General features: G+C 60.2%; 22 protein-coding genes and 1 pseudogene. 12 read left to right on the top strand and 11 right to left on the bottom strand.

Annotation, left to right across the window (positions count from 1 at the left end; translation table 11 throughout):
• Positions 1 to 15: 15 nt before the first annotated feature.
• The 4 genes from AC1RBR_RS13015 to AC1RBR_RS13000 all read right to left on the bottom strand — a co-directional run bounded on the left by AC1RBR_RS13015 (position 16) and on the right by AC1RBR_RS13000 (position 4,053).
• The gene (locus AC1RBR_RS13015; RefSeq protein ID WP_492564786.1) at positions 16 to 573 is read right to left on the bottom strand and encodes a helix-turn-helix domain-containing protein; all 558 of its coding nucleotides are present in this window, start codon (positions 571 to 573) and stop codon (positions 16 to 18) included.
• Positions 574 to 586: 13 nt separating this feature from the next.
• Positions 587 to 1,876 (bottom strand): NAD(P)/FAD-dependent oxidoreductase, encoded by a 1,290-nt coding sequence (locus AC1RBR_RS13010; protein ID WP_492564785.1) that lies wholly within the window; start codon positions 1,874 to 1,876, stop codon positions 587 to 589.
• Between the two features lie 141 nt (positions 1,877 to 2,017).
• Positions 2,018 to 3,346 carry an ATP-binding protein gene (locus tag AC1RBR_RS13005; protein WP_492564783.1) on the bottom strand — a complete coding sequence of 443 codons (1,329 nt, stop codon included), beginning with the start codon at positions 3,344 to 3,346 and terminating at the stop codon, positions 2,018 to 2,020.
• Complete coding sequence (locus tag AC1RBR_RS13000; RefSeq protein WP_027614282.1) at positions 3,343 to 4,053, bottom strand: response regulator; 711 nt, start codon at positions 4,051 to 4,053, stop codon at positions 3,343 to 3,345. The genes AC1RBR_RS13005 and AC1RBR_RS13000 overlap by 4 nt, the downstream gene beginning before the upstream one ends.
• A 165-nt stretch (positions 4,054 to 4,218) precedes the next feature.
• On the opposite strand from AC1RBR_RS13000, the gene AC1RBR_RS12995 reads away from it, so the two are divergent.
• Both AC1RBR_RS12995 and AC1RBR_RS12990 read left to right on the top strand, forming a co-directional pair.
• The gene (locus AC1RBR_RS12995) at positions 4,219 to 4,542 is read left to right on the top strand and encodes a hypothetical protein (protein WP_492564781.1); all 324 of its coding nucleotides are present in this window, start codon (positions 4,219 to 4,221) and stop codon (positions 4,540 to 4,542) included.
• A 35-nt stretch (positions 4,543 to 4,577) separates the two neighbouring features.
• Entirely contained in the window at positions 4,578 to 5,249 is a 672-nt protein-coding gene (locus tag AC1RBR_RS12990) for a DUF3313 domain-containing protein (protein ID WP_492564780.1), read from the top strand.
• A gap of 99 nt (positions 5,250 to 5,348) precedes the next feature.
• Here AC1RBR_RS12990 and AC1RBR_RS12985 read toward each other — a convergent pair whose 3' ends face one another.
• A complete protein-coding gene (locus tag AC1RBR_RS12985) occupies positions 5,349 to 5,954 on the bottom strand; it encodes a TetR/AcrR family transcriptional regulator (RefSeq protein ID WP_481395019.1) in 606 nt (201 codons plus the stop codon).
• Positions 5,955 to 6,113: 159 nt separating this feature from the next.
• Between AC1RBR_RS12985 and AC1RBR_RS12980 the strand changes: the two genes are divergently transcribed.
• The 3 genes and pseudogenes from AC1RBR_RS12980 to AC1RBR_RS12970 all read left to right on the top strand — a co-directional run.
• A complete protein-coding gene (locus AC1RBR_RS12980; protein ID WP_492564777.1) occupies positions 6,114 to 7,496 on the top strand; it encodes an aspartate aminotransferase family protein in 1,383 nt (460 codons plus the stop codon).
• Between the two features lie 199 nt (positions 7,497 to 7,695).
• Complete coding sequence (locus AC1RBR_RS12975; protein ID WP_492564776.1) at positions 7,696 to 8,988, top strand: OprD family porin; 1,293 nt, start codon at positions 7,696 to 7,698, stop codon at positions 8,986 to 8,988.
• Positions 8,989 to 9,071: 83 nt separating this feature from the next.
• Positions 9,072 to 9,158, top strand: a pseudogene (locus AC1RBR_RS12970) (DUF6124 family protein); the annotation flags it as partial.
• Positions 9,159 to 9,222: 64 nt separating this feature from the next.
• Here AC1RBR_RS12970 and AC1RBR_RS12965 read toward each other — a convergent pair.
• A complete protein-coding gene (locus AC1RBR_RS12965) occupies positions 9,223 to 10,410 on the bottom strand; it encodes a pyridoxal phosphate-dependent aminotransferase (protein WP_492564774.1) in 1,188 nt (395 codons plus the stop codon).
• Between the two features lie 232 nt (positions 10,411 to 10,642).
• Here AC1RBR_RS12965 and AC1RBR_RS12960 point away from each other — a divergent pair, with 232 nt between their 5' ends.
• Positions 10,643 to 11,377: a hypothetical protein gene (locus tag AC1RBR_RS12960; RefSeq protein WP_492564773.1), complete on the top strand. Its 735-nt coding sequence runs from the start codon at positions 10,643 to 10,645 to the stop codon at positions 11,375 to 11,377.
• Positions 11,378 to 11,446: 69 nt separating this feature from the next.
• Here AC1RBR_RS12960 and AC1RBR_RS12955 read toward each other — a convergent pair whose 3' ends face one another.
• From AC1RBR_RS12955 to AC1RBR_RS12945, 3 genes are all read right to left on the bottom strand, one after another.
• On the bottom strand, positions 11,447 to 13,072 hold the full coding sequence (locus AC1RBR_RS12955) for a methyl-accepting chemotaxis protein (protein ID WP_492564771.1): 1,626 nt from the start codon (positions 13,070 to 13,072) through the stop codon (positions 11,447 to 11,449).
• A 353-nt stretch (positions 13,073 to 13,425) separates the two neighbouring features.
• The gene (locus tag AC1RBR_RS12950; RefSeq protein ID WP_095135697.1) at positions 13,426 to 14,568 is read right to left on the bottom strand and encodes a glycerate kinase; all 1,143 of its coding nucleotides are present in this window, start codon (positions 14,566 to 14,568) and stop codon (positions 13,426 to 13,428) included.
• Between the two features lie 223 nt (positions 14,569 to 14,791).
• Positions 14,792 to 15,910: a sugar diacid recognition domain-containing protein gene (locus AC1RBR_RS12945; protein ID WP_492564769.1), complete on the bottom strand. Its 1,119-nt coding sequence runs from the start codon at positions 15,908 to 15,910 to the stop codon at positions 14,792 to 14,794.
• 172 nt (positions 15,911 to 16,082) lie between these two features.
• Between AC1RBR_RS12945 and AC1RBR_RS12940 the strand changes: the two genes are divergently transcribed.
• The 5 genes from AC1RBR_RS12940 (at position 16,083) to rarD (ending at position 23,129) form a co-directional block, all read left to right on the top strand.
• Entirely contained in the window at positions 16,083 to 17,393 is a 1,311-nt protein-coding gene (locus AC1RBR_RS12940) for an MFS transporter (protein WP_492564767.1), read from the top strand.
• Positions 17,394 to 17,672: 279 nt separating this feature from the next.
• Positions 17,673 to 18,644, top strand: coding sequence for an IS110 family RNA-guided transposase (locus tag AC1RBR_RS12935; protein ID WP_492563214.1), 972 nt, complete (start codon positions 17,673 to 17,675; stop codon positions 18,642 to 18,644).
• Between the two features lie 187 nt (positions 18,645 to 18,831).
• On the top strand, positions 18,832 to 19,845 hold the full coding sequence (locus tag AC1RBR_RS12930; RefSeq protein ID WP_492564765.1) for an aldo/keto reductase: 1,014 nt from the start codon (positions 18,832 to 18,834) through the stop codon (positions 19,843 to 19,845).
• Between the two features lie 158 nt (positions 19,846 to 20,003).
• A complete protein-coding gene (locus AC1RBR_RS12925) occupies positions 20,004 to 22,079 on the top strand; it encodes an acyltransferase family protein (RefSeq protein ID WP_492564764.1) in 2,076 nt (691 codons plus the stop codon).
• A 168-nt stretch (positions 22,080 to 22,247) separates the two neighbouring features.
• Complete coding sequence (gene rarD / locus AC1RBR_RS12920; protein WP_492564762.1) at positions 22,248 to 23,129, top strand: EamA family transporter RarD; 882 nt, start codon at positions 22,248 to 22,250, stop codon at positions 23,127 to 23,129.
• Positions 23,130 to 23,305: 176 nt separating this feature from the next.
• On the opposite strand, the gene hppD is transcribed toward rarD, so the two are convergent.
• The gene (gene hppD, locus AC1RBR_RS12915) at positions 23,306 to 24,382 is read right to left on the bottom strand and encodes a 4-hydroxyphenylpyruvate dioxygenase (protein ID WP_047602293.1); all 1,077 of its coding nucleotides are present in this window, start codon (positions 24,380 to 24,382) and stop codon (positions 23,306 to 23,308) included.
• Between the two features lie 245 nt (positions 24,383 to 24,627).
• The gene (locus tag AC1RBR_RS12910) at positions 24,628 to 25,575 is read right to left on the bottom strand and encodes a DMT family transporter (RefSeq protein WP_492564760.1); all 948 of its coding nucleotides are present in this window, start codon (positions 25,573 to 25,575) and stop codon (positions 24,628 to 24,630) included.
• Between the two features lie 78 nt (positions 25,576 to 25,653).
• Between AC1RBR_RS12910 and AC1RBR_RS12905 the strand changes: the two genes are divergently transcribed.
• The gene (locus tag AC1RBR_RS12905) at positions 25,654 to 26,526 is read left to right on the top strand and encodes a LysR family transcriptional regulator (protein WP_103368984.1); all 873 of its coding nucleotides are present in this window, start codon (positions 25,654 to 25,656) and stop codon (positions 26,524 to 26,526) included.
• Positions 26,527 to 26,540 lie beyond the last annotated feature (14 nt).

The following is a 26,540-nucleotide window of genomic DNA, read 5'->3' as shown; positions in this document are numbered from 1 at the left end:
CATCCTTTGTTGTTATCAGGTGTAGACCCAAAGCACGCGGGTGAGCTGCCCGGTGAGGTTGCCGTAACGGCAATGGGTATGACTGTCGAATTGAAAGCTGTCGCCGGCCTTTAAGGTCACCGGCTCGTCGTCGTTGCCCAGCCACAAAGTCAGTTCGCCTTCGAGCACGTAACCGCCCTGCTCCGAGCTGTCGCTCATGTGCCGGTCACCACTGCTCGCGCCCGGTTCCAGATGACTTTCGAGCATGGAGAACGAGGCGCGCATCTGCGGCGACACCAGAATGTCGGTGATGCCGTTGGCGTAATACAGCGTGCGGCGTTCGTCAGGACGGGTGACCCACGGCAACTCCTTGGGCTTGGGTAGGCTGTAGAAATAGGTGGTCGGCACGCCGAGGGTTTCGCTGATCGCGGTGAGGTCGGCCACGGTCGGGCGCGACAGGCCGCGCTCGACCTGGGAGAGAAAACCCACCGAACGACCGATCTTGTCGGCCAGATCCTTGAGGGTGTATTTCTTATGCTTGCGCAGGTCGTGGATCAGGATCGCCAGCGCAGCGATTTCTTCTTGCTTGTTCATGGTCAAAATCTCATCAAATGCTGTCGCGCAGCCGATACCAGGCCTTACCGATGGCCTCCAGCGGTGCTGCGAAGTGCTTGCCGCCGGGGAAACGACCATTGCTCAGGCCCTGATACAACGCCAATTCATCATCCTTGCCGAGAATCGCATCGGACACCGCACGCGCGGCGGCCAGCGTCGGCAGCACGCCGTGCCCCGAATAACCCTGAAGCCAATAACAATTGCCCGCGCCGCCGACATCCGGCGTACGGTTCATGGTCAGATCGATATGCCCGCCCCAAGCGAATTCCACCTCGACACCTTTGAGCTGCGGAAACACCCGTTCAAGAAACGGCCGGGTCGCCGCCGCAATGTCCTTGGGCATGCCCCCCAGATAGGTGCAACCACCCCCAAACAACAAGCGGTTGTCCGGCGTGCGACGGAAGTAATCGAGGACGAACTGGTTGTCAGTCACGCAGACGTTGCTCGGCAGCAGCGCGGTGGCTTGCTCCGGTGTGAGTGGCGCGGTGGCGACTTGATAAGTGCCGACCGGCAGGATGCAGCTGGAGAGTTGCGGATCAAGCTGATCGAGATAGGCGTTGCAGGCCAGCACCAGCACGTCGGCCTTCACCGAACCGCGCTCGGTATTGACCCGGAAACCGTTGCCCTCCTGCTGATAACTCAACGCTGTGCTTTGCTCATGAATACGCCCGCCAGCGCGCTCGATGGCGGCGGCCAGCCCCAGCGCAAGTTTCAGCGGATTGAGGTGCGCGCCTTCGGCGTCAAAGAGGCCGGCCTGATAGCGTTCGCTGGCGACCCATTGCGGCAGGTCTTCACGGGGGATGAACTGCAGACCGTCGTGGCCCCATTTGTGGCTGGCCTCGTGTTGCCACTCAGTCAGCAGGCGGACTCGACGCGGCATCACCGAAGTCCACAAATGGCCGGGGCGATAGTCGCAATCGAACCCATGCCGCCCGGGCAATTCACGCAGCTCCTGTGCGGCCCAACGCATGCCGTCCCACAGGCGCCGGGCGCGCTCATATCCAAGCGCGGCTTCCAGCGGCGGCATGTCGCACGACCAGCCCAGAATCGCTTGCCCGCCATTGCGCCCCGAGGCGGCCCACGCCACGCGACTGGCTTCGAGCACGGTGACGCGCTTGCCGGCCAGGGCCAGGCGCAACGCGGTGTGCAGCCCACTGAAACCGGCGCCGATGATCACGACTTCGGTGTCGTGCGCACCTTCCAGCGCCGGCCGTGTGCTGAGAATATCGGCGCAACTGTGGGCGTAATAGCTGGCGACATGCTGCTGGGATTGCTGAAACATTCGGCGCCTCATGAAATTTATTTCTTATAATTTCATGAAAATCTACAGAACAATTTTCATAGCGACAAGCAGCAAAGCGTTTTTCACCCGTTATCAGGGTCGCCGTAACAGCTGGATGTTTCGTACCTCAGGCTTGAGGTGCTACAGCGGCAGCTCAACCCGAGCGAGCAAACCACCGCCGCTGCGATTGCTCAACGTCAGTTCGCCGCCCTGCTCGCGCACAATCGCCCGCGCCGCCGACAGCCCGAGCCCGACACCACCGGTTTCCCGGTTGCGCGAGGTTTCCAGGCGAAAAAACGGGTCGAACACCCGCTGCAACGACGCTTCGGGAATTCCCGGCCCATTGTCACTGACGTCGATGCACACGCTGTAACCGTCGCTGCTCAGAGCGATAGCCGGCTGCTGCGCGTACTTTTCGGCGTTTTCCAGCAGATTGACGATCACCCGTTTGATCCCCAGCGGCCGGCCCTCGTAGACCAGATGCGCCGGGCCGTGGAAATCAATGGCGATGTTCTGGTCGCGGTAGTCGTCGATGATCGTCTGCAGCAATTCCGAGAGGTCGAACGCGGTGCTTTGCTCCGGCTGAGTGTCTTCCCGAAAGAACGCCAGTGCCGCGTTGATCATCGACTGCATTTCTTCGATGTCGCGGATCAGTTTGCCCTGATGATCAAAGTCCTCCATGAACTCGCTGCGCAGGCGCATACGGGTCAGCGGTGCGCGCAAGTCGTGGGAAATCGACGCGAGCATGTGCGTGCGTTCGCTGATGTAGTGCTGAATCTGCGCCTGCATGGTGTTGAAAGCGATGATTGCCTGGCGGATCTCGTCCGGGCCTTCGACTTTGATCGGCGGCGCACGCAGATCGCCGCCAAAACGCCGGGCGGCGCTGGCAAAACGTTGCAGCGGTTTGGCCAGTTGCTGCGTAGCCAGCCAGGCCACCAGCACGGTGGCGATCAGGCCGAGGGCGATGATGATTGCGATGCGCGTGCCGATGTCCAGGCCCCAGGAACGTTCGGGCGAAGAGAACAGCAACCAGCTGGAATCCGGCAGTTGAATCAGTGCCGCATAGCGGCCCAACGGGCTGTCGCTTGGCCAGTCAGCGGGATTGAACACCCGAATGTCTCGCTCATCGCCCAACAACTGATGCAACCCCGACGTCTTGTTGGCGACGAGCTGCGTACCTCCCGCTGGCAATCCGAGTTCGTCGCGTTGCGCACTCCACGTCACCTCCTGCGTCGGGCCGGTTGCCGCGTGCGCCAGTTTCGGGCGTAAAGGCGCCGGTGCAGCCTCGATCACCTTGACGGTGGCCGCGATCTGCTCCAGCAGCCCGGTGCGTTCAATCGGTGGTCGCGCCCAGGTTCCGGCAACCTCCACGAACAAAAAATTGAGCGCCAGCGAAGCGAGCATGGCCGCGACGATGGTCAGCGCGATCCGTCGACTCAGCGGATCACGGCGCAGGAATCGACGGATCATGAACGCGTGACCTTGGCGGTGAACATATAACCGCCGTTGCGCACGGTGCGGATCAGGTCAGGGCGTTTGCTGTCCGGCTCGATCTTGCGCCGCAGACGGCTGACCTGCACGTCGATGCTGCGATCAAAGGCGTCGTGGCCCTGACCGCGAGACAGGTCGATCAGTTGTTCGCGGGTAAGAATGCGCTGCGGGTGTTCGAGAAACACCACCAGCAGATCGAACTCGCCACCGGACAGCGGAATCATCACGTTTTCCGGGGAGCGCAGCTCGCGACAAGTGATATCCAGATGCCAACCGGCGAAGGCGATCACCGGCCGCGACGGTTCACTCGCAGGACTGACCTGCTCACCGGCGCGACGCTGCACGGCACGCAGGCGCGCCAGCAATTCACGCGGGGCGAACGGTTTGGTGACGTAGTCATCGGCGCCCAGTTCGAGGCCGACAATCCGGTCGCTCAACTCGCCCATGGCGGTCAGCATGATGATCGGAATGCCCATCTGCGCCCGCACTTTCTGGCACAGGCTCAGCCCACCTTCGCCAGGCAGCATCAGGTCGAGAATGATCGTGTCCGGACGCTGCTGGGCAATCGCCGCCCACATCGCTGCGCCGTCGGCGGCGACATCGACCTCGTAGGCGTGCTGGACGAAGAACTTCTTCAGCAGGGCGAGAATTTCCACGTCATCGTCGACGATCAGCAGTCTGCTCACGGGCACAGGATCCTCAGGCCAAAAAAGAACGCATCTAAAACTATTCTGGCGGGCGGGTCATATATTTCAATCGAGCAATATTCCGTCGTCCCGGACATCAAGCGGACATTCTGCGGCAAAAACCCTCAGGCACCCTGCACGCCATCGACAACCGGGGGGCTTTCAATGAGCGCATTGCACAACCGTTATACCGCCGAGGGCCACGACGCCCGCTATCCGTTGATTCTCAGCCAGCGCACCAGCGCGCCTGAGCAGGGTACGCCGCTGTTGTTCCAGGAGTTCTGCCTGGGCCTGTCAGATGACCAAAGCCGTATCGTCCTGCGCCGCTATTTCGAGCAGTACCGCCCCGGCGATTCGCAATGGGTGGAGTACGTGCATTCGATTCCGACCGCCGACCTCATCCAATGGATCATGAGCCACGGCCAGTTGCACATCGAATGCTCGGACAACACCCCGCCGCTCTCTTCCCCAATCACTGCCCGCGCTTGAACGACGCGGAGCAAAAGCGCAAAACGAGGATTCGCATGATCAGAAGCCATTGCTTGATGTCGGTGCTGTGTACGGCGTCCCTGAGCCTGTCGGCCTGCAGCAGCAAAACCGTCGAACCGCAGAAGTACACCGGATTCCTGCACGATTACAGCGTGCTCAGCGAGCGCCAGTCGCCATCTGGGCAGACGGTGCTGGGTTGGGTCAGCCCGGCGCTGGCGCGGGGGCGTTACACTCAGGCCTATCTGGCGCCCAGCCAGTTCTACCCCAGCGCTGCACCGACCGAGCGGATCCCGCTGAGCACATTGTCCGGCGTCACCGACTACTACGACGCCGCCCTCAGGCTGGAACTGGGCAAGGTCATGCGCCTGGTATCGCAACCCGGCCCGAACACCCTGACCGTCAGACCGGCGATCACCCGCGTCGCCGCCAGCACCCAGGGCCTGCGCTTTTATGAGTGGCTCCCGGTGACCCTGGTTGCCGCCGGCGTGAGCACCGCCAGCGGCATCCGTGACCAGGACAGTGAAATCACCACCGAAGTCTCGTTCGAAGACGGCTCCACCGGCGAAGTGGTCGCCGAAGTCGTGCGCAAGGGCATCGGGCTGCCCCTGGAAAACGACAAACAGGTGCTGACCGCCGATGACGTCAAAGGCGTGCTGGATGGTTGGGCCAGTGATCTGGGCAAGTCGTACGCGGCGATTCGCAGGTGACGCAGCGCAAGCAGCGGCGGACGGTTAATTGACCAGGCCAATAAAGAGCCGGTGCCTGGACAAAGCAAGTCATGAGGCCTCAAGGCCAGTGCCCCCGGCTCACCCCTCCAGCATGCCGTGACACAACAGCTGCAACACCCCGCGCATGTGCGAGGCATGCGCAGGCCGGTCCGGCACTTCCTGGGTGGCCAGCCGAATAAACGCCATATTCGCGTACTGGTTGAACAACGTCGCCGCCACATCGAGATCGACCGTCGCCCGCACCTTGCCCTGCGCCTGAAAATGCCCGAGCAGCGCCTTGGTTTCTTCGATCACCGCCGCATTCCACGGGCTCAAGGCCTGAGCCAGTTCACCGGTGAGCAGAAACGGCGCCAATTCACGCCACAGCGAGGCCGGCATTGCTTGCAGTTGGTAGTCGGTCATCAGGCCTTCGAACTCGCACAACGCCTCCAGCGGATCACTGTCGTCGTCGAGATTGGCCCGAGCATCGCGCATCGCCTGCTCGTCCGGCTGTTTGAGCAAGGCCAGCAGAATCTCCTGTTTGCCACCGAAATAATTGACCACCGTCGGCGCGGACACCCCGGCCTGATTAGCGATCTGCTCCAGCGTGGTCGCGCCGAAGCCGTTGCTGATGAACAGCTCAAGCGCTGCCTGCGCGATGACTTCTCTGCGCTGTTCCTTTTGCCGTTCTCTGAGCCCGCTCATGGTGCTGATGTCCTGTCTTGCTGATCGGCGTCAGCCTACGGATTTCTTTTTTAACCGACAAATATTTTCTTTACAAAAATATTTTTAAGTGACAAATATTGACCGTACACCGCTGGAATGAACGCGCACTCACCTGCCCCATTGCTCTGGAGAACCGCCATGTCCGCCGAATTCGATCCGACCCGCAGCACCCGCGATTATCAGGCCGCCGACGCCGCCCACCACATTCACGCGTTCGTCGATCAGAAGGCCCTCAACGAGGAAGGCCCGCGGGTGATGGTCAGCGGTGATCGCCTGGCGCTGTGGGACAACGACGGCAAGCGCTACCTGGACGGCATGTCCGGCCTGTGGTGCACCAACCTCGGTTACGGGCGCAAGGACCTGGCCGCTGCCGCGACCGCGCAGCTGCAACAACTGCCCTACTACAACATGTTCTTCCACACCACTCACCCGCAGGTGATCGAGCTCTCCGAGCTGTTGTTCAGCCTGCTGCCCCAGCACTACAGCCACGCGATCTACACCAACTCCGGCTCGGAAGCCAACGAAGTGCTGATCCGCACCGTGCGCAAGTTCTGGCAGGTGATGGGCCAGCCCGAGAAGAAAATCATGATCGGCCGCTGGAACGGCTACCACGGCTCGACCCTGGCTGCGACGGCGCTGGGCGGCATGAAATTCATGCACGAAATGGGCGGCACCATCCCTGACGTCGCGCACATCGACGAGCCGTACTGGTTCGCCCACGAAGGCAACCTCAGCCCGGAAGAATTCGGCCTGCGCGCCGCACGGCAACTGGAAGACAAGATCCTCGAACTGGGCGCCGACAAGGTCGCCGCGTTCGTCGCCGAACCGTTCCAGGGCGCTGGCGGCATGATCATTCCGCCCACCACTTACTGGCCGGAAATCCAGCGCATCTGCCGCAAATACAATGTGCTGCTGTGCGCCGACGAAGTCATCGGCGGTTTCGGTCGCACCGGCGAATGGTTCGCGCACCAGGCCTTCGGTTTTGAACCGGACACCCTGTCGATCGCCAAAGGCCTGACCTCCGGCTACATCCCCATGGGCGGGCTGATCCTTTCGCGACGAATGGCCGAGGCGCTGGTGGAAAAAGGCGGCGTGTTTGCTCACGGCCTGACATATTCCGGTCACCCGGTGGCGGCTGCGGTGGCGATTGCCAACCTCAAGGCGCTGCGCGATGAGGGCGTGGTCACCCAGGTGAAAAACGACACCGGCCCGTACTTGCAGAACTGCCTGCGCGAAGTGTTCGGCAACCATCCGCTGGTGGGTGAGGTTCAGGGCGTCGGGCTTGTGGCGGCATTGCAGTTCGCCGAAGACAAAGCCACCCGCAAGCGCTTCGTCAACGAGAACGACATCGCCTGGCGCTGCCGCACCATTGGCTTTGAAGAAGGCTTGATCATTCGTTCGACGCTGGGCCGAATGATCATGGCCCCGGCGCTGATCGCCACGCGGGCGGAGCTGGATGAACTGGTCAACAAAACACGGATCGCCGTGGATCGCACGGCGCGCGAGTATGGCGTGCTGTAACGCATACCCCTTGTAGGCCTTCGCCTGCTCGCGATAGCGGTGTGTCATTCACATCGGTTTTGACTGATCGAACGCTATCGCGAGCAGGCGAAGGCCTACAAGGGAATCAGGTATGCCTTGAACTCAGCACATCGGCTCAATCCGGCACGGATGATCGTGCCCATCATCAGAGACCTTCCCTGATTGTCGGTCTCTCACGATGGCTTCCTCAACACCCCAATTTGCGCTGTTGGCCCTGCTGTGCGCAGCGACCGACACTGTTTTCGCCAGCGACTTCTTCGACGATGCCAAAACCGGAGTGCTCAGCCGCAACTTCTACCTGAGCAACGACTACCGCTCGCCCTCTCCCTCCGGCAAAAACTATAAACAGGAATGGGCCCAGGGTTTTATCGGCACGTTCACCTCTGGCTACACACCGGGCACTGTCGGACTCGGCATCGATGCCCACGCCTTTCTCGGCCTGAAACTCGATGGCGGCAAAGGTCATTCCGGCACGGGGCTGTTGCCGGTCGACAGCAATGGTCGCAGTGAACCGAACTACTCCAGCGCTGGCGGCGCGTTCAAACTGAAAGCTTCGCGCACTACCCTCGCGTTTGGCGAAATGACGGTGGAAACGCCGGTGTTCGACACTTCGGACAAACGCCTGCAACCGGAATACGCCACGGGCCTGCTGCTGAACAGCCACGAAATCGACAACGTTAACTTCACGGCCGGCCGCTTCAGCGCATTCAAGAATCAGGACAGCTCCTCAGGCCGTGGCGACTTTTATGGTTACGGCGCCAACACCGAGGCCGGCGGAATCAGTTTTTTCGGCGCCGATCTGTTCGGCGACAGTCCGGTGGGAGGATCGCTTTACGCCTCAGACCTGACTGACACCTGGCATCAGTACTACGCCAATCTGCATTTCAAACAGTCCGGCCTGTTGCTCGACGCCAACCTCTACCACACCCGCGATACCGGTCGCGCGCTGGCCGGGGCGATCGACAACACCGCGTTCAGCCTGTCCGGAAAGTACAGCTTCGGCCCGCACGCGGTGATGCTCGGCTGGCAACGCATCAATGGCGACACGCCGTTCGATTTCGTGGGCGGCGACTCGATCTATCTCGCCAACTCGATCAAATACGCCGACTTCAACGGCGCCGGCGAACGTTCCTGGCAAGCACGCTACGACCTTGACCTCGGCGCCTTCGGCATTCCCGGCCTGACGTTCATGACCCGCTACGTCTCCGGCAGCCACATCGACGGCACTCACGCGCCCAAGGGCGGCGCGTACAACCCGTTCGATGCCGACACGGGCGGCTATCAGCCGCAGCAAGGCGCTGGCGGCAAGCATTGGGAACGGGATATTGATCTGAAATACATCGTGCAGTCGGGTGCGGCGAAGGATCTGTCGGTGCAGCTGTCGCACGTCTCGCACCGGGCCAACGAGGCGCAGGCCGGGGATGATATCGACCGGATTTATGTGGTGATTCAGTACCCGCTGGGGTTCTGATGGCCGTGATTAAACCCGGACTCAGACCCGACGTCGCCCTACGAATCCATCGACTCAAAAAACTTCACGAAGCCGCCGACAGCGAGACCCTGCTAGGCATTCAGCAAGTCGTGATGCTCGGCGAACTGACCGGCAACCGCGCCCTCGACAACCTCGACTCGCCCGCCTGAAAACCCAGTCCCTTGTGGGAGCGGGCTTGCTCGCGAAAAGGCCGGCTCAAACAACACCCATCTCTCAGGCACTGCGCGCCTGCAACAGCTGCACCGCACACAACGCAATCCGCGCACAGGCATCCGCCAATTGCACCCGATCCAGCACCAGTCCGATGCGAATATGCCCCGCCGCGCTCGGCCCAAATGCCTCACCGGCCAGCACCGAAACCCCGTAACCTTCCAGCAGGCGCTCGACAAACGCCTGCGCGCCTAACCCGGTCTGGCGCACATCGACCATCACGAACATCCCGCCATCCGGGCGAATCGGCTGCAACCCCGGGCAGCCGCGCAAACGCTCGCAGACCAGATCGCGGCGCAACCGATATTCCTCGCGCATCTGCGTCACCTCCGGCAGATCGCTTGCCAACGCGACCTCCGCTGCTTTCTGCACAAAATCCGGCAGACCGAACAACATGCTCAACGACAGGTTCACCAGATGCTCGGCCAGCACCTTCGGCCCGATCGACCAGCCAATGCGCCAGCCGGTCATGGCGTGGGATTTCGACAGGCTGTTGATGGTCGCCGTGCGTTCGGCCATGCCCGGCAGACTCGCCGGGCTGATGTGTTCGCCCTCGTAGAGCAGATCGCTGTAGACCTCGTCACTGATCAGCCACAAATCGTGACGCACGCACAGCGCCGCCAACTCTTGCCAGATCAGCAGCGACAGGCTCGCGCCGGAAGGATTATTGGGACTGTTGAGCAACATTGCGCGGGTCTTCGGCGTGATCCGCGCGGCGACATCGGCGGGATCAACGCGAAAACCGTTCTCCGGCTTCACAGGCACCGGCACCACCGTGGCACCACAGGCACCGAACACGCCTTCATAGGTCACGTACATCGGCTCGGCGACGATCACTTCGTCACCCGGATCCAGCAGGCATTGCGCGACCGAATACACCGCACATTGCGCGCCGGGCAGCACGATCACGTGCTCGGCATCCACCACCTGACCGCTGCGCCGCTGATGGCGGGCGGCGATCAGCTTGCGCAGCGCCAAACGGCCGCGCACGTCGGAATAATGCGTATCGCCGGCCAGCAGACTGTCGATGGCGCCGTGGATGATCGGCAACGGCGTGTCGAAATCCGGATCGCCCACGCTCAGCAGCAGGATATCGACCCCCTCGGCGCGCAGCTCCAGCGCTCGGTCATGAATCTGCCAGGCAGCGGCTCCGTCCCCGGCGATGCGTTGGGTCAAGGCTGAATAGCGCATGCACGTCTCCTGATTGCGCGGTCTCCAGCCTTCACCCTAGGTCAAATCACAAACCGCGCCAGCCGCTTTGTCCTTTGGATGAATTTAAAGAAGAACTTCGCACTGTGGTCGATTAGCAGTCGGCTGACTACCTGTCAGAGTTGACAGAAGACCCACTTCACAAACGCTCGCTTAATCAACATGAGGAAACAACTGCGGCCCCCTCTAATCGAAACGACGGAGTGTTGAAACGATGACGAATCTGAATGAAAAAATCCTCTTATTGGACGCACCGGGAATCCCCGATGCGCGACCCAATTTCCCTGGCAGTCAGGTTAACCTGTTGCCATTGAGTGCATTGGTATCGCCACTAAAGGTGTTGATTCCAGACTGGCAGTGTTCACCTCCTGAACCAGTGCCAGTGCAAGTACTGTTGACGCTGTTGTTAAATGAGAAACCGGTGGCGGACTATCCTTTTACGACACCCATCGACCCGGCGCTTTTCCCATTTGCGGCCCATATCCCTGAGACCGACCTGGCACAGGAAGGCGAGCACGAGATTTCATATATCGTCAATATTGGCGGGAATACAGCGCCGGCAAGTAGCACGCCGATCACGGTCGATCTAACGGCTCCCAACTTCGGCAATCCGGGAGAACCTCCGCAATTTCCACCAGAAATCGACATTGAGGGGATCACCCAGCAGTATCTCGCCGCCCACAATGATGAAGTTCTGGTAACCATTGCCACCTATATGCAGCAGCGAGCCTGCGACAGCATCGAATTTCACTTTGGCTCACTTGCGGCGGAGCCAGTCATCATTAAAACGGTGCATGATGCAACTTCACCTACCGTTATCAAACTGAGTGGCGCGATTATCCGTGGGATAGGCTCCGGCACCATGTTCGCGTTTTACAGGCTGCGCGATCGTGCAGGAAACCTTGGGCAACAATCTTTGTTTAGGGCAGTCAAAGTGGACCTGTCTTGAGGCGGTGATTTCTTCGAGGTGGGCCGAACACTCATCTGGTTCGGCCCACATCAGGCAACTGCGTATTTCTCAAATCACAAACCGCGCCACCATCGCATTCAAATCCACCGCCAGACGCGACAGTTCATGGGTCGCAGCGCTGGTCTGGTTGGCCCCCGCGGCGGACTGCGTGGCCAGATCACGGATGTTGACCAGGTTGCGGTCGACCTCACGCGAGACCTGCGCCTGTTCTTCCGAGGCACTGGCGATCACCAGGTTGCGTTCGTTGATCTGGTGGATCGACTGGGTGATTTGCTCCAGCGCCACACCCGCAGCGCGGGCCATTTCCAGAGTGGTCTGGGTACGCTGGTTGCTTTGCTGCATCGACGACACCGCTTCGCCGGTACCGTTCTGGATGCCAGCGACCATTTTTTCGATTTCCTGAGTCGATTGCGCAGTGCGATGGGCCAAGGCGCGTACTTCGTCCGCTACCACCGCAAAACCGCGTCCGGCCTCACCGGCACGCGCTGCTTCGATCGCCGCGTTGAGGGCCAGCAGGTTGGTCTGTTCGGCGATGGCGCGGATCACATCCAGCACCTTGCCGATGTCGCGGCCCTGTGCAGCGAGGCCTTCGATCATTTGCGCGGTGCTCTGCACGTCATGGGTCATGGTCTGGATCGCGTCGACGGTTTTCACCACTTGATCGCGACCTTCGCGGGCGGCCTGGGTCGACTGGTTCGAGGCTTCGGACGTCGACACCGCGTTGCGTGCGACTTCTTCCACGGCGGCGGTCATTTCGTTGACGGCGGTGGCAGCTTGTTCGATCTCGTTGTTCTGCTGTTGCAGGCCACGGGAGGCTTCTTCGGTGACCGCGCTCAGCTCTTCGGCAGCCGCGCCCAGCTGAGTGGCGGAACCGGCGATCTGTTCGATGGTTTGACGCAGGTTGGTCTGCATCGTCGCCAGCGCTTGCAACAGCTGTGTGGCTTCGTCCTTGCCGTCGACTTCGATGGACTGGGTCAAGTTGCCGCCGGCGATGGTTTGCGCTGCCAGTACCGCACGGTTCAACGGGGTGACGATGCTGCGAGTCAGCAACAGGGCCAGCAGTACGGTGGCGAGTGCCGCCACCACAGCGACGATCACGATACCGGTAATGGCGCTGTCGTAATACTCGCCGGCCTGAGTGGAGGCGACTTTCGCCCCCGCCGCGTTGATGGCGATGAGCTTGTTGAGCTGTTCGCCCATCTGGTCGGTGCCGTCCTTGATCCGCGTGTTGATCAACGTACGCATCTCGTCGACCTTGTCCTGACGCGACAGCTCCATCATCTGGTTTTGCGCTTGCAGGTAGTTGTCGAGCGTGGTCGCGAACGTCTGATACAACGCACGCTCTTCGCTCTCTGCCGGCAACGCGGCGTAACTGGCCTGAGCACTGCGCACCTTGTCCACCAGTACGCCGATGCGCGTTTGCGCTTCTTGCAGACCTGCCGGGTCACGGTTGACCAGAATCCGGAACGACAGAATCCGCAGGCGCAGAACGTTTTCCGTCACCACGCCAAGGTAAGTGACGCTGGGCAGTTGGTTGGTATCCATGTCGATGGAAGCCTGGCGGATGGTCGACATGCGGTTGACGGCGAACACGCCAAGGACAATCACCAGCAAGGCGATAAAGGCAAAACCGAGGAAGGCGCGGGGTGCGATATTCAGGTTACGCAAGGACATGGTTGGACTCTCGGATAGAGGTAGCTGCGAGCGTCCTTGCCGTCATCACTGGCCCTTGGGGGCGGGGCCAGTACGGCGTCACTGTTCAAGGGAATCTGTGTGCGCCTGATCTCTGTATCGGCGGGTCTTCAGGAAGGTTTCGTACAAATCTCAAGTATTTTTCAAGGTGTTTCACCAGTGAAACACCGTGAAGCTTGGCCTACTTCTGTGGCGAGGGAGCTTGCTCCCGCTGGGCTGCGAAGCGGCCCTATAACCTGCCACCACGTATCATAAGTCTCACCGCATCAGCCGGATTGACGACTGCTGCGCAGCCGAGCGGGAGCAAGCTCCCTCGCCACAACATCTTCAGGGCGTCAACTATTGAGTTTGGCCATCTGCCAGACCCGGGCGATGTCTGTCGCCCGTTCGCGCAACAAGCGCGGCGCTTCGGCACACGCCTGTTCCAGGGTCATCGGGCCGCTGGTGACGGCGAATGCGGCGTCGATGCCGTGGCCGTAAAGCTCCTGATAGCCCTCGCCCAAGGTGCCGGCGATGACGATTACCGGCACACCGTGCTGCCTGGCGATCCGCGCCACGCCGAACGGAGTCTTGCCGCGCAAGGTCTGCGCGTCGAAACGCCCTTCGCCGGTGATCACCAGATCGGCGCCGTTGACCGCTTCGGCCAGGCCCACCAGCTCGGCAACCACTTCGACGCCAGCCTGAAATTGCGCGCCAAGAAACGCCTTCGCCGCAAAACCCAGGCCACCTGCCGCACCACTACCCGGCTCATCGCGAACGTCCTTGCCCAACGCTTGCGCGCAGAGCCCGGCGAAGTGCTCCAGCGCCTGATCCAGTTGCTGCACCTGTGCCGCTGATGCGCCCTTTTGCGGGCCGAAAATCGCCGAGGCGCCATGCGGGCCACACAGCGGATTGTTGACGTCGGCGGCAATGTCGAAGCGTACCTGCGCCAGACGCGAATCCAGATCACTCAGATCAAGACGGGCCAATTGCGCCAAGGCAAGACCACCCGGCACCAGCGCCTGCCCCTGCGCATCGAGCAATTTCACCCCGAGCGCCTGCATCGCACCGGCACCGCCGTCGTTGGTGGCGCTGCCGCCAATCGCCAGAATCACCCGTTGCGCGCCGGCATCCAGCGCGGCGCGAATCAGCTCGCCAGTGCCGAAGGTGCTGGTGATGCAGGCATCGCGCTGCCCCGTAGGCACCAATTGCAAACCACTGGCCTCGGCCATTTCGATGATCGCGGTGTGGTTGTGCGGCAGCCAGCCCCACGCGGCGTCGACCGGCGCACCCAGCGGCCCGCGCACCCGGGTACGGCGCAGTTCGCCCTCGCAAGCGGCAAGAATCGACTCCACCGTGCCCTCGCCGCCGTCGGCCATCGGGCATTTGACCAGCGTCGCGTGCGGCCAGACTTGCGCCAGCCCGAGGGCAATGGCTTCGGCAACGCCTTGGGCACTCAGGCTGTCCTTGAACGAATCGGGGGCGATGACGATCTTCATGCGAATTCTCCAGTTCCAATGCCGTTCATGCTGCCAGTCGGCCTGCGCATTGACGCCTGTCCGCTGCACAAGTGCAGTGGGCGATTATTGTTCATTTCTACAAAAGCCTTGGGATTGATGCTGAATGTTCTGGCCCTATCGCGAGCAGGCTCACTCCCACAGGGGAATGCATTTCAAATGTAGGAGTGAGCCTGCTCGCGATGGCGTCTCTGAAAACACCCGATCAACTCGGGTCAGTCTGCGGCAACAACTGCACCCCAAGGTACAACGCCAGCATCCCGTCCAGCCGCAGCGGGTCTACCCCGCTCAACTCGGCAATCCGCTCCATCCGGTAACGCAGGCTGTTGCGATGAATGCCCAGCGCATCGGCACACGCCTGACTCTGCCCATCGTGTTCACACCAACTGCGCAGGGTCGCGAGCAACTGGCCATTGCCGTCCTTGGCGATGACTTTGCGCAACGGTTTGAGCAATTCATCCAGCGCATCATCGTTGCGATGGCGCCAGAGCATCACCGGCAGGCGATAACGATTGAGCGTCAACATTCGCGACTGCGGCAGCACATCCCGGCCATAGGCGAGCAGATCGCCGACGCGCCGATAACAGCGGCGTAACCCGGCCAGCCCATCCGCCTGCCCACCCACGGCGATACGCAGAATGTTCCAGCCAAGACCATCGAGTTTTTCCAGCAGGCGATCATGCTCAACCGTCTGACTTGCGGGCCGGCACCACAGCAGCGATGACTTGGCCGAACTCACGCACCAGCTGTCCGGGTAGCGCGAGGTCAACCAGGCGCTCAAGGCCTCGACGGTTTGCCCCGGCCCATGTTCCAGACCGAGTTCGAACAGATATGGCACCCGGGTCAATTGCGGTTTGAGCCCCAATTGCTGCGCCTCATCGACCAGTCGCGGCGAATCCCCGGCTTCGCTCAACAGCAACGCCAGCAGGTCGTCGCAACGCTGGCGCCGCCATTGCTGCTCGGCCTGTAGATTGCGCTGGCCGACGAGCATTTCCGCGGTCATGCGCACCAGTTCGGCGTAGGTGCGCAGTTGCTCCGGTTCGCCGGTAATGCCAAGCACGCCGATCAGGCGCTGATCGAGCAACAGCGGCAGGTTGATCCCCGGCTGCACGCCCTTCAAATGCACCGCGGTTTGCGCGTCGATCTCCACCACTCGCCCGTTGGCCAGCACCAGTTGCGCGCCTTCGTGACGGGTGTTGATACGCTCCGGCTCGCCACTGCCAAGGATCAGGCCCTGGCTGTCCATGACATTGACGTTGTAGGGCAAAATGGCCATGGCCCGGTCGACGATATCCTGAGCGAGGTCGTGATCGAGTTCGAACATGATCGGCAAAATCCTTAAGCAACGGCGGCGGACGGTTGTTCACCCGCACAGGGTCTGGCGGCAAACCCTGTGCTCAGGCACAAAGACAATCCGGCCACAGGTGGCCGAGACTCTCACGGCGATCAACGTTAACCTGTGCATCGCAAAAAATCATAATAAAGAGAGAGCCGCTATGTCGCAGAGCGCCGCAGCTACCCAGACCATCGATGACGGTAAAGACGCCGTCTACAAACGCATCACCCTGCGTTTGATCCCCTTCATCTTCATCTGCTACCTGTTCAACTACCTCGACCGGGTCAACGTTGGCTTCGCCAAACTGCAGATGCTCGATGCATTGAAGTTCAGTGAAACCGTGTACGGCCTCGGTGCCGGGATCTTCTTCATCGGCTACGTGCTGTGCGGCGTGCCGAGCAATCTGGCCCTGACCCGATTCGGCCCGCGCCGCTGGATCGCACTGATGATGATCACCTGGGGCACGTTGTCGACCTGCCTGTTGTTCGTCACCACCCCGACCCAGTTCTACACCCTGCGCCTGTTCACCGGCGCCGCCGAAGCCGGGTTCTTCCCGGGCGTGGTGCTGTATCTCTCGCAGTGGTTCCCGACGTTCCGCCGTGGCCGGATCATGGCGCTGTTCATGTCGGCAATTCCGGTCTCGGGCCTGCTTGGCAGCCCGTTCTCCGGCTGGATCCTCAATCACTTCGCCGCCGGCCAAGGTGGACTGGCCGGCTGGCAATGGATGTTCCTGCTGCAAGGCATTCCGACCGTGATCCTCGGTGTGCTCGCCTACTTCCTGCTCAGCGACAGCTTCGCCAATGCCAAGTGGCTGAGTCCGCATGAGCGCGCGGTGCTTGAGGCGGATCAAGCCGAAGACCTGGCGAACAAACCGAAAACCACCTCGGACTCGCTGCTTGCGGTGTTCAAGAACCCGGCGATCTGGGCCTTCGGCCTGATCTACTTCTGCATCCAGAGCGGCGTGTACGCGATCAACTTCTGGCTGCCGTCGATCATCAAGAACCTCGGTTTCAGCGACAACCTGGTGATTGGCTGGCTGAGCGCGATTCCGTATCTGCTGGCGGCGGTATTCATGCTGCTGGTCGGGCGTTCGGCGGACTTGCGCAAAGAACGGCGCTGGCACTTGGTAGTGCCGATGCTGATGGGCGCGCTCGGTCTGCTGATTGCAGTGAATTTCGCCGCCAACCCCGCTATCGCCATCCTCGGCCTGACCATCGCCACCATGGGCGCACTGACCGGTCTGCCGATGTTCTGGCCGGTGCCGACCGCCCTGTTGAGCGCGGGTGCCGCGGCCGGTGGTCTGGCGTTGATCAACTCGATGGGGCAGATGGCCGGTTTCCTCAGCCCGTACCTGGTGGGTTGGGTCAAGGACAGCACCGGTTCGACCGATGCGGCGTTGTATTTGCTGGCAGGGGTGATCGTTGGCGGCAGCTTGCTGGCGTTGCGCATGACGCGGACTCTGCGGGCTTAATCACGCTTCAAGATCAAAAGATCGCAGCCTGCGGCAGCTCCTTGTATCTCGACTATCGCTCCGTCAGGAGCGATAGTTCTCGACTGATCATCGAGGGAGGGACTTGGAAGCCGTGCAGCTCCTTAGGCTTTTTGCCTGTGATGTAGATCGTGCTCCAGCCCTCCACACTCACTCATATAGTTCGAACGGTATCTTGGGCCCGTCTCTGGCGAGAGCTCGCATTCGCAAGGTTGGACAGAGTGCAGTGATGATCGAAAACGGATCAATGGAGAGACAGTCATGTCCAGTTTCGTCGGTGTCGATGTCGCTAAAAATACCTTTGATATCGCCACGCACTTGCCGAACGGCAAGCACAAAACCAAGGCCAAGCTGCCTAATAACTCGAAGGGTTTCAAAGAATTTGAAGCTTGGTTGAACAAGCAGGTCGAGCCTACAGCCTTGATCGTGATGGAAGCCACCAGCATCTATCACCTGGAACTTGCCGAGTTCGTCTACAGCAAGGGTTACCGGGTCTGTGTCGTCAATCCGGCCACGACCCATGCTTACGCCGACAGCGAGTTACGCCGGATCAAAACCGATAAAAGCGACGCCAAACTGATCGCTGATTTTGCTCGGGAAAAGGCTGAAAAGCTTCAGCTTTGGGCACCGGAGCCACTGAAATACCGCCAACTGAAGGCGATGGTGCGTCGGCTGGATGATCTTCAGGAAATGGAACAGATGGAGCTCAATCGTCTGGATGTGTCCGACGAAAAGGTCAAAGACTCGATCAACTCCGTTCTGCGCCACATCGAAAAAGAGATCGCTGAAACGCACAAAGCGATCAAGAAACACATCGACGATGATCCGGACATGCGCCAGATGCGCGACTTGATCGTGACCATCGACGGTATCGGGCAGAAAACCCTTGAGCGGCTGCTGGCCGAACTGGGCGACCTGCGCAAATATGACGACCCTCGCAAACTGGTCGCTGCTGCGGGGTTGAACCCAAAGCTGCAGGACTCGGGAAAGCTCAAAGGCAGAACAGTGATTTCCAGGATCGGATCGGCTCGCGTCCGCGCGGGTCTGTACATGCCAGGCCTGGTAGCGCTGAAGCACAACGAGGCGATCATCGCCATGAAGGAACGCTTGAAGGCCAATGGCAAGGCGCCCAAACAGATCATCTGTGCAGCCATGCGCAAGTTGCTGCACTTCGTTTACGGAGTGCTCAAATCGGGCCAACCATTTGACCCGAAATTGGCACTTGCCCGGTAAGGGGCAAGACGGTATCTACAGGGAAACGCGTATTTGCGCGTAGGAGCTGCCGCAGGCTGCGATCTTTTTACGATGCCCTAGCAAGCTCAGGTATTGCAGGCGGGTTGCTCAGCCGATAATTCACTTTGCCCCGTGGGATGCTTCTGGTATTTGATTGGAGTTTTCCCACCGATAAAAGGATTTCGGCATGAGCTATCGCACACTGGGGCACTCGGGGTTGCAGGTGTCCACCCTCACCCTCGGCACGATGATGTTTGGCGAGCAGACCAGCGCCGAGGATTCGCTACGCATCATCGACAAGGCCTGGGATCAGGGCATCAATTTCATCGACACCGCCGACGTGTACACCAACGGCCGCTCGGAAGAAATCGTCGGCGAGGCGATAGCCCGCAATCGGCATGAGTGGGTGCTGGCGACCAAGGTCGGTTTCGGCCCGGCGGACGGTGTGCCGAACCGCAGCGGCTTGAGCCGCAAGCACATCTTCAACGGTCTGGAAGCCAGCCTGACGCGTCTTGGCACCGACTATCTCGACATCTATTACCTGCACCGCGAAGACCACAACACCCCTCTGGAAGTCACGGTGTCGGCGATTGGCGATCTGGTTCGCCAGGGCAAGATTCGCTACTGGGGCCTGTCGAACTATCGCGGCTGGCGGATTGCCGAGGTGATTCGTATCGCTGACAAGCTCGGAGTCGACCGTCCGGTGATCAGCCAGCCGCTGTACAACATCGTCAACCGTCAGGCCGAAACCGAGCAGATCAATGCCGCGCAAACCTATGGCCTCGGCGTGGTGCCTTACAGCCCGCTGGCTCGCGGCGTGCTCAGCGGCAAGTACGCACCCGACGTCACTCCCGACGCCAACAGCCGCGCCGGGCGTCAGGACAAACGCATTCTGGAAACCGAATGGCGGGTGGAATCGCTGCGCATCGCCCAGCAGATTCAGCAGTACACCCAGGGCCGTGGGGTCGGGATTGTCGAGTTCGCGATTGCCTGGGTGCTGAACAACAGCGCGGTGACCTCGGCAATCGTCGGACCGCGCACCGAACAACAGTGGGATGCTTATACCAAGGCGCAGGCGGTGCAGATCACGGCGGAGGATGAAGCGTTTATCGACTCGCTGGTGACGCCGGGGCATGCTTCGACGCCGGGGTTTAACGATGTGAGCCATTTTGTGTCGGGCCGTAAACCGCGCCAGCCATAAGTTTTTCCCTCGTTGTACAACAGCCGATACAATCGGCTGTTTTTTTTCATTGAACCAAGTGCGATCAAATGGAAAACGCTGATTGATCGTGTGCAAATGGCCCGGGATAAATGATGTTCAACCGCCCTCTTCAGTTAGCGTGCAAGCCTCTGCGCGGGATGCTGTTCAAAGTAATTGGCAACAAGGACGCATCGACCACGCACGCTTCGCCGCTGGCAGGGGCAGTCTTCGGAGATGGGAAACCTTCACTGCAATACCGTGCGGATGTCGACGGCCTGCGCGCAATCGCTGTGCTGCTTGTCTTGATTTTTCACGGCGGCCTGGCGCTGTTTCCGTCGGGTTTTATTGGCGTCGATATCTTCTTCGTGATCTCGGGCTACCTGACGACCTCGATCATCATGAAGTCGCTGGACAACGGTACATTCAGTTTTGCCGGGTTTTACAACCGGCGCATCTGGCGCCTGCAACCGGCGGTGATTGCACTGCTGATTGCCACACTGATCGCCACGACATTGCTGTACTTGCCCCATGACTATGTCGAATTTCTCAAGAGCGAAAAGTACACCTCGTTAATCATTTCCAACCAGTACTTCTCAAAAGCCACCACCGGCTATGCCACACCCGATGCCGCAAGCTTGCCGTTGCTGCACACCTGGTCACTGGCCATCGAATGGCAGTGGTATCTGGCCTTGCCGCTGGGTATCTGGCTGCTCGACCGGTATGTGGCGAAAAGCGTGTTCAAGGCGACGGTATTGGGCTTGACCCTGGCGGCGATGGCGCTCGCGCTCTATCTGTCCCGCGCCTACCCCGACAAGAACTACTACTTCTTCACCGCTCGAATCTTCGAATTGATGATCGGCTCCTGCGCCGTCATCTTCAGTGCGCAAAACTTCAGGCTCAATCGCACAAGTGCCACGTTGGTCTGTGTGCTGGCGCTGGCCACGATCTTCTACTGCGCCACCCGAGAAGGCATCCTGTCTGGCTTTCCCGGTTACCACGCCATTGTCGTGTGCCTCGCCACCGCAGTGCTGCTCTTTCGCGGTATCGGCGATAACAGCCTGACCTCCAAGTTATTGGCGTTCAAACCGCTGGTGTTGATTGGCACGCTCTCCTACTCGCTGTACTTGTGGCACTGGCCAATCCTCGCGGTGATGAATTACATGGGCCTTGCCCTGATTCCGTTGCTGACGACCGTTTATTTCATCGCCACCTTCATCATCGGCTACGCCTCCTATGTGCTGGTTGAAAACCGGTTTCGCAGAACACGCGTACGGTTTGGCAAGACACTGCTCTGGTTGATGGTCCTGCCGGCGGTCAGCCTGTCGCTGTTGCACACAGCGGGCGAGAAACATGACGGTTGGCCATTCCGCTTCGGCCACGCCTACAGCAGCCAGTTCGACACCCTGAGCGCCGCCATTCCGCCTGCCCGGGAGGGTTGCCTGGGTGTCAGCGACGGTGCTGACCCCGGCTGCGTATTCGGTGCTGTGCGGGACACGCCCAACGCGTTCCTGATGGGGGATTCCTATTCGAACCAGTATTGGGGTTTTGTCGAATCACTGGCCAAAGATGCCAACCTTTCAGTACTCGCCCAGGCTTACCCGGCGTGCCTGACGATGCCCGGCGTCTATTTGTACAACTGGTACAAATACAAGAACGCGCTGTATCAAAAGTGCCACGATGCCGCTCAACGTTACTACGACATCGTGGCCAGCGATCACTTTCAGTACGTGATCATCGGCCAGATCTGGGAGGCGTATCTGAGCGACGCCGTTGTTACCCGCCTGGATGACCCTCGCAGCCTTGAGTTATCTCATCAACGCTTGGGGGTGGCGATCCGCGAAGCACTGGACATTATCGTCAAGTCAGGTGCAACTCCGGTCTTTTTGCTGAGCACGCTGCCAATGCCGGCGGGGATCAACGAATGCCTGTCGAAGCAGGTCAAGTTGCGCGGCACGCTGGGCAGTACCGAGCAAAGCCGTGCCTGCGCCACGACACCCTGGTCAGGCAGTGAAGAACCGGTATTGGCCAGGCTGTTGAATGAATTGAAGTCCGAATACCCGAGCTTGCTGGTGATCGATCCGAAAAGCGTGCAATGCGCGCAGGCCGGTTGCGCGACGACCGTCGACGGCCTGCCGGTCTACCGTGACATCGGCCACTTGACCGATTACGCCTCTTATAGGTTTGGTCAGATGTACATCGAGCACTTCGCAAATCCGTTGAAAGCAGAACAGTAATGCCCGCGAACCTGCTAAGGATTTCGGGCTCTGCCCGAATCCACTGACTACGCTGGTGAGGAGGCGGCGCCAATGTGCATGTTGGAAATATTGATCACTCGGCCAATATTCAGCACAAAAACCACGTATCCTGCGCGCCCTGTTTGATCACCCACCCGCGAGGACAGTTTGTCTAAAGGTATCGCTCTATCGGTTTCAGCCTCGGTGCTGTTTGCCGTCATGTATTACTACACCTCGCTGCTCACCCCATTGAGCGGCGTGGAAATCTTTGGCTGGCGGATGCTGCTGACCGTGCCGTGCATGACCGTGTTCATGTTGGTGTCGGGTGAATGGCGGCGAGTGCTGGAGTTGCTGCGCCGAGTGGCCGGCACTCCAAAGCTGATCGGCGGCCTGATCGTTTCGGCGGCATTGCTCGGCGTGCAGTTGTGGCTGTTCATGTGGGCGCCGCTCAACGGCTACAGCCTCGACGTGTCGCTGGGTTATTTCCTGCTGCCGCTGGCGATGGTATTGACCGGACGCATCGTGTACGGCGACAGCCTGTCGTACCTGCAGAAAATCGCGGTGTTTTTTGCCGTTCTGGGCGTGGCCAACGAGCTGTATCGGGTCGGCGGATTTTCCTGGGCGACCCTGGTGGTCGTGGTCGGGTATCCGCTGTATTTCGTGCTGCGCAAACGCCTGAAGACCGATAACCTGGGCGGTCTGTGGGTCGACATGACCTTGATGCTGCCGGTGGCCTACTGGTTCGTGCGCGGCGGTGAGCAAGGCTTTGGCGTGTTCGATCAGTACCCGGGCTTGCTCTGGCTGATTCCGCTGCTCGGTCTGATCAGTGCTTCGGCGCTGGTGGTGTACATCATTGCCAGCCGCTTGCTGCCGTTCAGCCTGTTTGGTCTGCTCAGCTATGTCGAGCCGGTATTGCTGCTCGGCGTGGCGCTGTTGCTCGGTGAAAGCATCAAGGCGGGTGAGTGGCTGACGTACATTCCGATCTGGCTGGCGGTGGTGGTGTTGGTCTTCGAAGGCTTCAAGCACCTGATGCGGCAACGCCGCCCTTAATCGCACCACAAAACAACTGTGGGAGCGGGCTTGCTCGCGAAAGCGCCAGTTCAGTCAACAAAGATCTTGAACCAAAGACCGAATTCGCGAGCAAGCCCGCTCCCACAATTTTGCTGACGCAAAAAAATCCCGGCTGTGCATGACTGCAAGCCGGGATTTTTCATTCTGGTGGCGGATTACTCAGTCGCGAGCACACCACGACGCACCTGATCACGCTCGATCGATTCGAACAGGGCCTTGAAGTTGCCCTCGCCGAAACCATCATCACCTTTACGCTGGATGAATTCGAAGAACACCGGGCCCATCAGGGTTTCCGAGAAGATCTGCAGCAGCAGGCGCTTGTCGTCCGGGTTCGACGAGCCGTCGAGCAGAATGCCACGCGATTGCAGTTGATCAACCGGCTCGCCGTGGTTCGGCAGACGGCCTTCGAGCATTTCGTAGTAGGTGTCCGGCGGCGCGGTCATGAAGCGCATGCCGATCTTCTTCAACTGATCCCAGGTCTTGATCAGGTCGTCGGTGAGGAACGCCACGTGCTGGATGCCTTCGCCGTTGAACTGCATCAGGAACTCTTCGATCTGCCCGGCGCCCTTGGACGACTCTTCGTTCAGCGGGATGCGGATCATGCCGTCCGGTGCGGTCATCGCTTTCGAGGTCAGGCCGGTGTATTCGCCCTTGATGTCGAAGTAACGGATCTCGCGGAAGTTGAACAGCTTCTCGTAGAAGTTGGCCCAGTAGGCCATGCGGCCGCGGTATACGTTGTGGGTCAGGTGGTCGATGATCTTCAGGCCGGCACCGACCGGGTTGCGGTCAACGCCTTCGATGAACACGAAGTCGATGTCGTAGATCGAGCTGCCTTCGCCGAAACGGTCGATCAGGTACAGCGGCGCACCGCCGATGCCCTTGATCGCTGGCAGGTTCAGCTCCATCGGGCCGGTTTCGATGTGGATCGGCTGGGCGCCGAGTTCCAGGGCACGGTTGTAGGCCTTCTGCGAATCCTTGACGCGGAACGCCATGCCGCACACCGACGGGCCATGCTCGGCGGCGAAGTACGAGGCGACGCTGTTGGGTTCGTTGTTGAGGATCAGATTGATCGCGCCCTGGCGATACAGGTGCACGTTCTTGGAACGGTGGGTCGCGACTTTGGTGAAGCCCATGATCTCGAAGATCGGCTCCAGGGTGCCAGGAGTCGGCGATGCGAACTCGATGAACTCAAAGCCCATCAGGCCCATTGGGTTTTCGTATAAATCGGTCATGGTGACGCCTCATCATTCTTATCAATTAACCAGAGTTATTTGTCAGTAATGCTGAGACCGGCGGGAGGTGCGCAGGAGATGCCTCGCACACTGCGGGCGAGGAAGTCACCGTAGATCAGTTGAAACCCGAATATCTTCATTGTCGACCCAAGGCTCTTGCGGGCGAGGCTTCTGCTGCCAGAAGACGTTTATTATTGTATGCGTAACCGGATTCTACACAGCGTAAATAGGGTTGTCTGCCCTCTCTATAAAATCCGCCTTTTTCGCATCGGTGCAAGGGGTTTGTTGCACAGGTAAATCCCCACCAGCACCAACCCGCCGCCCAGGCACATGCTCAGCGTCAGTTGCTCACCGAGCAGCAACGCGCCGAGCACCACCGCGGTCAGCGGATTCAGGGCAATGAACACGCCGGATCGGGTCGCGCCGATTTTGCGGATGCCATCGTAGTAGCCGATGTAAGCCAGCGCCGAGCCGAACACGCCGAGGTAAATCAGGCTCAGCCATTGTGGCGTGCCGAGGTTGATCAAGGCTGCTCCGCTGACCTCGCCACGCAACGTTGCCAGCGCCCACAGCATCCCGCTGCCGATCAACACGGAAAACGTCACGGTCTGCAGCGGGCCGATGGATTGGTTCAGCCCCCGGGAAAACAGCGAGTAAACACCCCAGCTCAACACGCAGCCAAAAATCAACAGATCACCGATCCACGCATCGGGTGTCACGGCAAGTAATTGCGGGTTACGGCTGACAATCACCAGGCCGGCGCCCGCGATGCAGATCGCGATACCGGCGACTTTCGCCCGACCCAGGCGCTCTTTGAACAACAACCACGAGGCCAGACCGATCACCGCCGGGTTCAACGCGACAATCAACGAAGCTCGTGAAGCGTTGATGTACCGCAGACCATAAAAGAAGCACAGGTTGTAGAAGAAAATCCCGAAGAGCCCCAGCAAACTCAGTTGCAGCCATTGCCGGGGCGTCGGTCGCGCCAGCGGGATACGCGCTATCCACAGAAACCCGAGCAACGCGACGCTGGCGAGCAGGAAGCGCAGGCTGGCGGTGAACAACGGGCTGAGGCTGCCCGCCAGAAAACGCCCGGCGACAAAGGTCCCGCCCCAAATCATGGTCACCCCTGCCAGCGTCAGGTATACCGGCCGGTCGGAGGCCGTTATGTGGGGTTGCTCAAGGTTGCGCATGACGTTCCAAACGAAAGAAGTTGAAGGATGGCGTATCATTCCCCTCATGCCCTCTCATCGTAAAATGAGCAAACACTCATGACCCTCACGCAACTAGAGATCTTCTCGCTGGTCGCCGAACTGCGCGGATTTACCCTCGCTGCCCATCGTCTGGGGATTTCGCAGTCGGCGATATCTCACGCGATGAAATCGCTGGAACAGGAGTTGGGCGTGGAGTTGTTGCGGCGGCACCAGTCGCAGGTGGAGCTCACCGATATCGGCGAGCAACTGCTGCAGCGCGCAAGGGCCATGCTCGGTCTGGCCAACACCCTGCGCCAGGAAGCGGCCGATGCGCGAGGCATGAAAACCGGCACGTTGCGTATCGGCTCATTCGGCCCGACGTCATCGATCAAGTTGCTGCCGAAGATTCTGCAGCGCTATCGCGAAGTGCATCCGGGCATTGAAGTGCACATTGATGAGGGACCGGACCGGCAGGTGCTGCAGTGGCTGGAGGAGCGGCGAATCGACGTCGGTTTTGTGGTGCTGCCCGAGGAGCGCTTCGACACTTTTGCTCTGGTCGAAGACCAGATGGTTGCCCTGCTCCCGCTCGATCACCCATTGGCCGCACGTGCGGCGCTGAGCCTCCAGGATTTGAGTGCCGCCCCCTTTGTGCTGACCGAGGCCGGGTCATCGGAGCTGGTTTCACGTCTGTTCACTGCCGCGCGCCTGCAACCGAACATTCGCTACCGCTGCTCGCAATTGCTCAGTACGCTGGACGTCGTCAGCCGGGGCGATGCCATCACCGTTGTCGCCGAGGGCTCATTGCCGGACGATCCAGCGCCGCGTTACCTGAAGAAACCGCTGTTGCCGGCGGTACAACGCCTGATCGGCCTCGCAGTCCTCGATCAGCGTCAGGCTTCGCCCGCCACGCGGGCATTTATCGAACTCGCCACGCAGATCAACCAGCCGTGAGCGGCACAAGCGCC

This window comes from Pseudomonas sp. GW823-FHT01D03, from assembly GCF_058798255.1.
The sequence above is the reverse complement of the archived record's forward strand: the minus strand, read 5'-3'. Positions and strand labels throughout refer to the sequence as shown.

Bases quoted from the DNA above. Each gene is read 5' to 3' on its own strand.
- AC1RBR_RS13015 (WP_492564786.1), bottom strand. From the start codon at position 573: ATGAACAAGCAAGAAGAAATCGCTGCGCTGGCGATCCTGATCCACGAC.
- AC1RBR_RS13010 (WP_492564785.1), bottom strand. From the start codon at position 1,876: ATGTTTCAGCAATCCCAGCAGCATGTCGCCAGCTATTACGCCCACAGT.
- AC1RBR_RS13005 (WP_492564783.1), bottom strand. From the start codon at position 3,346: ATGATCCGTCGATTCCTGCGCCGTGATCCGCTGAGTCGACGGATCGCG.
- AC1RBR_RS12995 (WP_492564781.1), top strand. From the start codon at position 4,219: ATGAGCGCATTGCACAACCGTTATACCGCCGAGGGCCACGACGCCCGC.
- AC1RBR_RS12990 (WP_492564780.1), top strand. From the start codon at position 4,578: ATGATCAGAAGCCATTGCTTGATGTCGGTGCTGTGTACGGCGTCCCTG.
- AC1RBR_RS12985 (WP_481395019.1), bottom strand. From the start codon at position 5,954: ATGAGCGGGCTCAGAGAACGGCAAAAGGAACAGCGCAGAGAAGTCATC.
- AC1RBR_RS12980 (WP_492564777.1), top strand. From the start codon at position 6,114: ATGTCCGCCGAATTCGATCCGACCCGCAGCACCCGCGATTATCAGGCC.
- AC1RBR_RS12975 (WP_492564776.1), top strand. From the start codon at position 7,696: ATGGCTTCCTCAACACCCCAATTTGCGCTGTTGGCCCTGCTGTGCGCA.
- AC1RBR_RS12965 (WP_492564774.1), bottom strand. From the start codon at position 10,410: ATGCGCTATTCAGCCTTGACCCAACGCATCGCCGGGGACGGAGCCGCT.
- AC1RBR_RS12960 (WP_492564773.1), top strand. From the start codon at position 10,643: ATGACGAATCTGAATGAAAAAATCCTCTTATTGGACGCACCGGGAATC.
- AC1RBR_RS12955 (WP_492564771.1), bottom strand. From the start codon at position 13,072: ATGTCCTTGCGTAACCTGAATATCGCACCCCGCGCCTTCCTCGGTTTT.
- AC1RBR_RS12950 (WP_095135697.1), bottom strand. From the start codon at position 14,568: ATGAAGATCGTCATCGCCCCCGATTCGTTCAAGGACAGCCTGAGTGCC.
- AC1RBR_RS12945 (WP_492564769.1), bottom strand. From the start codon at position 15,910: ATGTTCGAACTCGATCACGACCTCGCTCAGGATATCGTCGACCGGGCC.
- AC1RBR_RS12940 (WP_492564767.1), top strand. From the start codon at position 16,083: ATGTCGCAGAGCGCCGCAGCTACCCAGACCATCGATGACGGTAAAGAC.
- AC1RBR_RS12935 (WP_492563214.1), top strand. From the start codon at position 17,673: ATGTCCAGTTTCGTCGGTGTCGATGTCGCTAAAAATACCTTTGATATC.
- AC1RBR_RS12930 (WP_492564765.1), top strand. From the start codon at position 18,832: ATGAGCTATCGCACACTGGGGCACTCGGGGTTGCAGGTGTCCACCCTC.
- AC1RBR_RS12925 (WP_492564764.1), top strand. From the start codon at position 20,004: ATGCTGTTCAAAGTAATTGGCAACAAGGACGCATCGACCACGCACGCT.
- hppD (WP_047602293.1), bottom strand. From the start codon at position 24,382: ATGACCGATTTATACGAAAACCCAATGGGCCTGATGGGCTTTGAGTTC.
- AC1RBR_RS12910 (WP_492564760.1), bottom strand. From the start codon at position 25,575: ATGCGCAACCTTGAGCAACCCCACATAACGGCCTCCGACCGGCCGGTA.
- AC1RBR_RS12905 (WP_103368984.1), top strand. From the start codon at position 25,654: ATGACCCTCACGCAACTAGAGATCTTCTCGCTGGTCGCCGAACTGCGC.